The following is a 7,347-nucleotide window of genomic DNA, read 5'->3' as shown; positions in this document are numbered from 1 at the left end:
GAGGCACCGAGATGGCCGGACACAAGCGCTTTACGTTGGCGACGGACATACAGGTCTATTTCTGTGACCCTCGGAGTCCTTGGCAGCGTGGAACCAATGAAAATACGAATGGGCTACTGCGACAGTATTTCCCCAAGGGAACCGATATTTCGACCTACTCGCAAGCCAAGCTCAATGCCATCGCGAGGAAATTGAATGAGCGCCCTAGGAAAACACTAAACTACGCAACACCCGCCGAACGATTTCACCAATCCGTTGCGTCGATCGGTTGAATCCGCCATCACTTTCCCGTCGCACGTTTCAGAACTGAATCAACTAACATGCCAATTTCCTTGTTGCATTGGGTGTAAATGTCTCTTCGCAAAGCCTCATCTGCAGCAGACTGATGCAGTAGTGCTTCTGCCTGAGCGAGCTCATCGTCGGTTGCACACAAAACTTCAAGCACATGCTGCCCTTGCTCACCCACCACAACCCGCAGGTCCAAGGCCCGCCCACAAACGTGGAATAGTTGCTTCATCTCTACGCCCCAATCACTGGGGGCCATAGCGACACGACGCCACTGTCTAACTGGGAATACCGCAGGATTCTTATCTTTCATGCCACTTACCCGGAACAACTTCCTGAGCCACGCGCAATGTCATCCACCATTTGCGCGTAGGCGTCTTATTAACCAGCAGAAATCCAAAAATCAGGAATGGCGTGAATATCGAAAGCGCCATGAAGTATCCAGAAGTAATGACTCGTGTTAATACGCTAAAACGCTACTAGCCGCGGTAAATAATGGCCTGGTTAAGCGCACCAACTACCTGAGTCATGTATTCCAGTTGATGCGTCCTGAGTGCATTTGTCTCGCCTGCGGAGGTGGTGAGCAAAAGGTGATAGGTGGTCTTTTGGCGGTATAAGTAGTACGCAGCAGCGGCCATCATGACTAGGCCGACTTCTGGATTGTTGTACGTCACGCCAACACTCAGAATTAGGATAAGAATTCCAAGCAATCTACTAGGGCGTTCCACGTGGGTTTTCACAGACGTGACATTGTTCATTGCGAACGTTTGTTCTCCAGACACAAACCTCGTGTTTGTTACTTTTACGTCTTCATATTCAAAGAAAGTTTTCTCTTCCATTCCCCATTCTTTCTTGTTGTTTTCTTATGCGCCGGCTGTCTTTTTCAGGATGCTGGAATTATAAGCTGAACGTCAGAGAGCCTGCTAAGAGGGCAGCGAGCGCCCGGGAGCACTAGGTACCCCCCAGGAAACGGCTCGCTCGGGAAACTAGCTTGGTGACACAAGTAAGCAGTAGCCATTCATTTTTGGGGGGGGCGGTTACTGGAATTTCATAGGGGGTTACTGGAATTCCGTTGTCCCGACAGCAAGCCAGGCGCGTAACCATTCAAATGAATAATTTTACATAATATACATTATGTGCATATTATCGGGTCTTGATAAAGCCCCAAAGGGGCGTTCGCGCTGCTCAAGTAGACTCGTCTGGCCACATCCCTGACCCTACTAGGCCTCCATCAAACCTAAATTCTTTCAATTTGTCAATATCTCCGCGTACATACGAACTCGAAATCAAATCGTTCGGCAAGCTCCACAGGCTTTACTGGAGATCGCCAGTACAGCGGTCAAGCGACAGCAAGCACCAAATGTCCAAGGGGTTCAGCGGCAGGCTTCACCTTGATTTCAATGTCATAGCCCAACCGATTCAAGCAGTCCATTAACTTGCGTTCGGACAGATTTGAAAAGTCGCCACGCAGCATGCCGGACACTTTCGGCTGTGTGATGCCCATGCGACGAGCCGCCTCATCTTGTGTGAGCCCGAGTTTGTGCACAGCTTTGGTGATCTCAATCACCAAACCGGATTTGATTTTGAGTTTGTCGGCGTTGGGTAGACCTAGATCGGCAAAGACATTCCCCGAGCCCATTTCGACCTCAATTCCATCAATGATTCGTTTTGCCATTTCGTAACTCCTTCGCAAGCACCTCGGCTACCTTTAGCCTGGCGCGGATGATGTCCATGTCCTCTTTCGGTGTGGCGATCCCGCTCTTGCTCTTCTTCTGGAAGCAATGCAGGACAAACACTGCCTCCTCGAACTTCACGGTATAGACAGCGCGGTACGTGCCGCCGATGTCGTTTTCGACCACTTCCAGGACGCCGGCCCCGCCGAATCCCTTCATCACCTTCGCCGCGTCGTGCTGATCACCGCGCTGTGCGAAGTCAAGGGCGTGACCGAAGAACTTCCGCACATCGGCAGGAAGGGCCATCAAGTCTTTTTTGCAACCCCCGACCCAGAGGAGCGATTTGTCTTGTGCTGCCATGGACGCATTATACCTGTAATGGAATAAAGGGTAAGCGCCCATCTGGCGCCACCCAAACCGTCTCGCACAGGTGGCGGGTTTGGGAGCCGGTTTTCACTTAAAAATACTTCTTGTAAAACTGCCACTGAACCCGTGTAGCCACAGTAAAAACCAGCGCCAGCGGCGCAATGATCCAGAACGGACTCATTGCGACCGGCAGGCAAAGATACAGCGTGACCCCGGATGCAAAAAACATCAGCTTCGCGAGGCGTCCAATTTTGTGCAGATCCGCCGATTCACGTCCTGCGCACGCGCGGCGGATATAACGCTCGGTCAGGCCGTCTACGCCAGCCAGGACATACAACAGGAAAAACAAAGGGATCGCAGCCATCACGAAGCCAATTCTGATCCCGTAGATCTGAATTACGTTCATAGCCAGGTAGATTTCCCGCGCATTGCGCGCAACGAACTGGCTGAGGTACATCCGGTCGACCTCGTTGACCTGATATCCAGAGAAATAGGCATAGGTGGCTTCATGAAGTGATGTCGCCTTGAAAAAAAGCCAGTAAGTCCACTGCTGGGTCTGCTCGGTCAGCGTGGAAAGGCCGGCGGCGTAGTTTCCAGGCTTTACAAGCTCTTTGACGCGTGCGGTTTCCGACTGGAACAAAGCGTCGGCAGCTTGCACAGGATCCAACCATTGATATTTGGCAAACAGGAAAGCCGCGGTGAGGGCGAGCAGGCCAAGCATGACATATAGCAAGAGCGCCCCAAAAAGCCATTTCAATGGCCACAGAAAGGCGACTGCCACATTGCTGTCATAGAGACCTGAATTCCTAGAAGCCACTGCCCTTCCCTTCAACGACCAGATTTTCCGTCTCGGTGCCGTGCGTGTCGTATTTCTGACGCATGCTCGCGGCAATGTCTTCCAATGACGCAGGAATGGGGTGCGCTTCGTCGGGGTCGAACAGAGGGAGCCTGATTTTGTAGAGCTGGCCGCCTTCGATAAGCGCAAAAGCCTGCCCCTTGGGCAACTGCACCAGATCAGCAGGCGACAACATGGGGGCTTCCTGGGTGCTGATCCGATCTTCGTTCCGTGTGGTGAAAGACAACACCTCACGATCATCTGAACTGTCCGTGGCAGCACTGGCCTGAATCGAGGTGACCAGCTGCACATCCGGGAGCTGGTCGGTGAGAATTTCGGCGGTTTCCTTGTTCTTGACCCGTAGCATGATCAGGGTATTGAGGTTGCCGCCAATCTGTGAGGCCTTCGCCTTGTTGCCAATACGGGCTTCCACGTCGGCCCAGGTCTGGGTATAGACCGCTACTTGGAATCCCGCGCCACCAGCCTTGTTCAGAAGTGGGATGAATTCGTCGCCGATCAGCTCGTTGAACTCGTCTGCATGGATGGACAGTTTGCGCTTGGGGATGGCCGTGGACAGCCCGTAGCCCTGCTCAAACTTGTAGGTCTGGCCGGCGATCGACGTCAGGTCGGCGAACATGGCATTGCCCACTGCGCCAGCCACTTCGTAATCAGAGAGCGAATCGAGCCCGACATAGACCACCGCGCCGCGTTCGATGACGCTCATCCAGTCGAAAATCGGTCTTGGATCAGTCGGGTCGTCGTACTGCGGAGACAGTATCTGCGCGGTTTTTCCGGTGGTAAGTTTTTCCAACAAGGGATAGAGACTGGACACAAGTTTCTCGAAATAGCTGCGGTCGTTCGACAGGATGGAAGCCAGGCCGTCAGCTATCGGGTCATGCAGATTATTTTCGCGGACGAACAGCAGGATTTTCATGGCATCCATCGTCCGTCCCGATTTCATTGCCTGCTGAATCTGGGTCTTATCCATCTCGATGGCATCAACCGCCTCATTCCAGCCGGGCTGTTCCCGATCAAGCCAGAAGCGCAAGTATTCAAGTGCCAAGGCATCGATATTGACCGCATCCTCATAAATCATGCGGTAATCCGGGCGGTAACCGAGGGTGGTGCGCGCGCGTGCGATCACGTTCACGAAGCGCCAGACAAATTCCTTGAACGCGGCAGACTGTCCTTCGCCCGGGAGCTGACCAGCGATACGGGTGCTGACCTCGGTGGTTCGGGCAAAATTTCCAATCGGGTTATAACGTGCAGACTGGTCGGGGTAGCCCAAGTGAAACATGAAGAACTCGCGCCCGGCCATGGCCGCCTCGATGTAGCAGCGGGTCATCAGACCGGCATCTCCCTTGGGGTCGAATACGATCACCACGTCGCCTCGCCGAATGTCCTGTGTGATGAGCACCTCGGCGAGGCGTGATTTGCCGACCCGTGTGGTGCCCAGCACAACCATGTGACCGGGCCGCTCGACCAGATCCATGCTGATTTCCGTTTCGTCCGGCTCCAGGCCGTGAATGATCGGATCGCCGCCGACAGGCGGCAATGGCGTAACCGGATTCCACCAGGCTTCCTTCCTGGTCTGTCGCGCCATCCAGCCCGAGGTGCCGCCGCGCCCTTCGTGGCGGAATTCGAAGCGACGCGCCCAGGTATACAGGCCGGATTGAGTGATGTAGCGACGGTTCTTGGGATCGCGAGCCAGCGCCAGGCGCTGGGTATGGCGTTGATCCCATTTGAACCCAAGGCCGAGGAAAAGGCGGCTTTTCGATACGGGAATTTCGCTGGTAGGAATGACGTACTTAGGCAGCCTAGTAAGGTTGCGCTGAAATCGGGATACCCGAATACCCTGTCTCAGTCGCACGCCGGCATGCAGGACCATGCCGGCAGCGGCTGTCACGATCAGCTCCTTTGGCAGGAAAAACCACTCGTGAGCGCTCATCAGGAGAATGGCACCGGACAACGAGGCAAAGGCCGGCACGTATTCGACCGCGGGCCTGAATAGATTTTCGATGGGATAGCTCATGTCAGACGTGTTCGATTGGTTTGTCGAACCTGACAATGCAGGGATTATTCGGCGGAAGTGGATTCACGAATCGAACAGGATCCAGTATGACCACGCCAGAGATCAGGTTCTTGCCCTCGCCATCGGCGCCGATCACCATGTAACGCTGGATGTTGCTCTTCTTCTCTCCGGTAACCAGATTCCAGCCAGCATTGGTAACCTGGCGCTGGATGCCGGTCCCCAGCTTGCTCCCCGCTCGATCCGATGGCGTGCCATCACCCTCCTCCCCGAACAGTTCGGCGAACTTGCGAAAGATCACTGGGGAAACCAGCATCATCCCTTCGTCAACGAAATGAATCATGGCGTCCGCGCGGTTGTACGACATGCTGCCGTCCGAGAGGCCCTCCTGAATCCAGCGCATGAACCGCATGGCTGCACCAGTGGGTTCCTTCTTTTTCGAGCCGGGCTTGGGCCTGGCCGCTGTCTGCCCTGCCGGAGCAACAGGCCTCAATGCTGCTGCAGTAGGGGGCTTGGGTTTCGGTGAATGTTTGATCGCGGTGTCATCTTCATCGAGAAAGCCTGCTTCCTCAACCGCGCCCTTCTGTTCAGATAGAGCGGCCGCTCTGGGCTGTGCCGGCGGGCGAATGGGAGGGAGAGCCGTGCTGGCTCGCTTCGGCTGGTCTTCGGAGTTCGGCGAGGAGGTTGGATCGGGCTGCGGTATGACGAGCGACACCTGGTTGGCCGGATCCTCCAATGGGTTGGTGGCCGGCTCAACGCCAGAATCACTCATGGAACCAATAGATGGCTCGGATTCCAAATCGAGCGGCTGGATGTATGAGGCATCCTGTTTTCCGGCAATGATCTTGCCTCTCATGATTTCCGGGTAAAGAACCGGGGACTGGAACAGTTTGTCGAGTGAGAAGCACAGCACGGTCAGCTTTTGTTCCCACCCTTCATCGAGACTGACCATGACCTGCCACACAGCACGGTTCTCACTGGTGGGGATCAAGGCACCGTACTCTTGCCAGGTATCGAAAAGGCGATCGTTCTTATCCTTGCCTGGTATGCCCTCCCCGCTTTCGCGTTCAGTCAGGAACTGGCGTACCTCGTCGGCCAGCCGCTTGGACACGAACCAGATTTTTCCATCGTAAACCCACCCATGGGACCCCGCCCGATTCAGGCTCAGTCGCCCCTCTTCCAGCATCAGGCGCAAGGCTTGCATCAGGCGCTCGATCAGAGGTACCGATCGGGCGGAGGCAAAGCGAGTGCGCGGTCCCTGCATCAGGTTGTTCTTGACCGACTCGGAGTCGGCACGTGTGACGATTTCTCGCAGCACACCCTTGTCTTGATCGTCCCCCGAAAGGTAGCTCGTCAAATCCCCCATGAGCTGTACGTCATCGGCAAGCCAAGCGAGAACATGGGAAGGGACGAGCCGCTGGAACAGCACGATGGGCAGTTTCTTGTGAAGGTCGTAATCCCGCGTGATCTCGAAATTCAACGTGTAATGCGTCAACCCCTGATCCAGCATCGAGCCAGCAAGAGGCTGCCACTTGCCACAAGGTTTTCTCGATCGGAGAACTTGGACATTGATATCGGCCATAGGCCTTCCAATATCATGCAGTAGTGCGGCCAGGAACACTGCGTAAGTCCAGCGGTGCTTGCGAGCCGGGATTTCCTCGGGGGCTGCTCCGACCGGAAGCAGATAGCCCTGCCGGAAGCGTAGCGCGTGTGCTGCAGACTCCATCATATGGGTCATCAGGCCGCCGGGCTGCGCGTGATGGTGCGATTCCGAGGCGGGTAGCAGTTGAGTCCATTCCGCAGCCCGCTCGATGACGGGCATGCAGTCTTGATGGAACAGGGTGTAGTCAAATCCCATGCGGTCACGACATCCATCGACCAAGGCTTGAAGGTTGAGCTGATCCAGGACGGCTTTGCCAGGGAGAACCTTGATATGGTTGGCTGCCCTAGAATCGCTACTGGATGGCGTTGAATGGTCGGGCGCCGCGTGGTCGGTTTGGCGGGCAAAACGCCAAACAACCCATACGCCTCCTACTCCCAAGGCTCCAGCGGCAATGAGCAGCCGGCGGATTCAACCGATCGACGCAACGGATTGGTGAAATCGTTCGGCGGGTGTTGCGTAGTTTAGTGTTTTCCTAGGGCGCTCATTCAATTTCCTC

Annotated in this window: 8 protein-coding genes; 1 reads left to right on the top strand and 7 read right to left on the bottom strand. The window is 55.2% G+C overall.

What is annotated here, in order from left to right:
• On the top strand, positions 1 to 272 hold a 272-nt coding region (locus B059_RS20605; protein WP_157273638.1), incomplete at its 5' end, for an IS30 family transposase.
• Positions 273 to 280: 8 nt separating this feature from the next.
• On the opposite strand, the gene B059_RS0118195 is transcribed toward B059_RS20605, so the two are convergent.
• From B059_RS0118195 to mobH, 7 genes are all read right to left on the bottom strand, one after another.
• Positions 281 to 598 (bottom strand): hypothetical protein, encoded by a 318-nt coding sequence (locus tag B059_RS0118195; protein WP_018079652.1) that lies wholly within the window; start codon positions 596 to 598, stop codon positions 281 to 283.
• Between the two features lie 166 nt (positions 599 to 764).
• Positions 765 to 1,124, bottom strand: a complete 360-nt coding sequence (locus B059_RS0118190; RefSeq protein ID WP_018079651.1) for a DUF6232 family protein — start codon at positions 1,122 to 1,124, stop codon at positions 765 to 767.
• Between the two features lie 500 nt (positions 1,125 to 1,624).
• The gene (locus tag B059_RS0118185) at positions 1,625 to 1,960 is read right to left on the bottom strand and encodes a helix-turn-helix domain-containing protein (RefSeq protein WP_026177641.1); all 336 of its coding nucleotides are present in this window, start codon (positions 1,958 to 1,960) and stop codon (positions 1,625 to 1,627) included.
• Complete coding sequence (locus tag B059_RS0118180; protein ID WP_018079649.1) at positions 1,941 to 2,318, bottom strand: type II toxin-antitoxin system RelE/ParE family toxin; 378 nt, start codon at positions 2,316 to 2,318, stop codon at positions 1,941 to 1,943. Before B059_RS0118180 ends, B059_RS0118185 begins: the two co-directional genes overlap by 20 nt.
• 97 nt (positions 2,319 to 2,415) lie before the next feature.
• Positions 2,416 to 3,105: an IncC plasmid conjugative DNA transfer DtrJ family protein gene (locus B059_RS0118175; RefSeq protein WP_211206944.1), complete on the bottom strand. Its 690-nt coding sequence runs from the start codon at positions 3,103 to 3,105 to the stop codon at positions 2,416 to 2,418.
• 25 nt (positions 3,106 to 3,130) lie between these two features.
• Positions 3,131 to 5,191, bottom strand: a complete 2,061-nt coding sequence (traD, locus tag B059_RS0118170; RefSeq protein WP_018079647.1) for a type IV conjugative transfer system coupling protein TraD — start codon at positions 5,189 to 5,191, stop codon at positions 3,131 to 3,133.
• A 1-nt stretch (position 5,192) separates the two neighbouring features.
• Entirely contained in the window at positions 5,193 to 7,229 is a 2,037-nt protein-coding gene (mobH, locus tag B059_RS19770; RefSeq protein ID WP_081601700.1) for a MobH family relaxase, read from the bottom strand.
• Positions 7,230 to 7,347: the final 118 nt, after the last annotated feature.

Source organism: Thiobacillus denitrificans DSM 12475, assembly GCF_000376425.1.
Classification (GTDB): Bacteria; Pseudomonadota; Gammaproteobacteria; order Burkholderiales; family Thiobacillaceae; genus Thiobacillus; species Thiobacillus denitrificans.
This window is presented reverse-complemented; position numbering and strand designations above follow the sequence as displayed.

Bases quoted from the DNA above. Each gene is read 5' to 3' on its own strand.
- B059_RS0118195 (WP_018079652.1), bottom strand. From the start codon at position 598: ATGAAAGATAAGAATCCTGCGGTATTCCCAGTTAGACAGTGGCGTCGT.
- B059_RS0118190 (WP_018079651.1), bottom strand. From the start codon at position 1,124: ATGGAAGAGAAAACTTTCTTTGAATATGAAGACGTAAAAGTAACAAAC.
- B059_RS0118185 (WP_026177641.1), bottom strand. From the start codon at position 1,960: ATGGCAAAACGAATCATTGATGGAATTGAGGTCGAAATGGGCTCGGGG.
- B059_RS0118180 (WP_018079649.1), bottom strand. From the start codon at position 2,318: ATGGCAGCACAAGACAAATCGCTCCTCTGGGTCGGGGGTTGCAAAAAA.
- traD (WP_018079647.1), bottom strand. From the start codon at position 5,191: ATGAGCTATCCCATCGAAAATCTATTCAGGCCCGCGGTCGAATACGTG.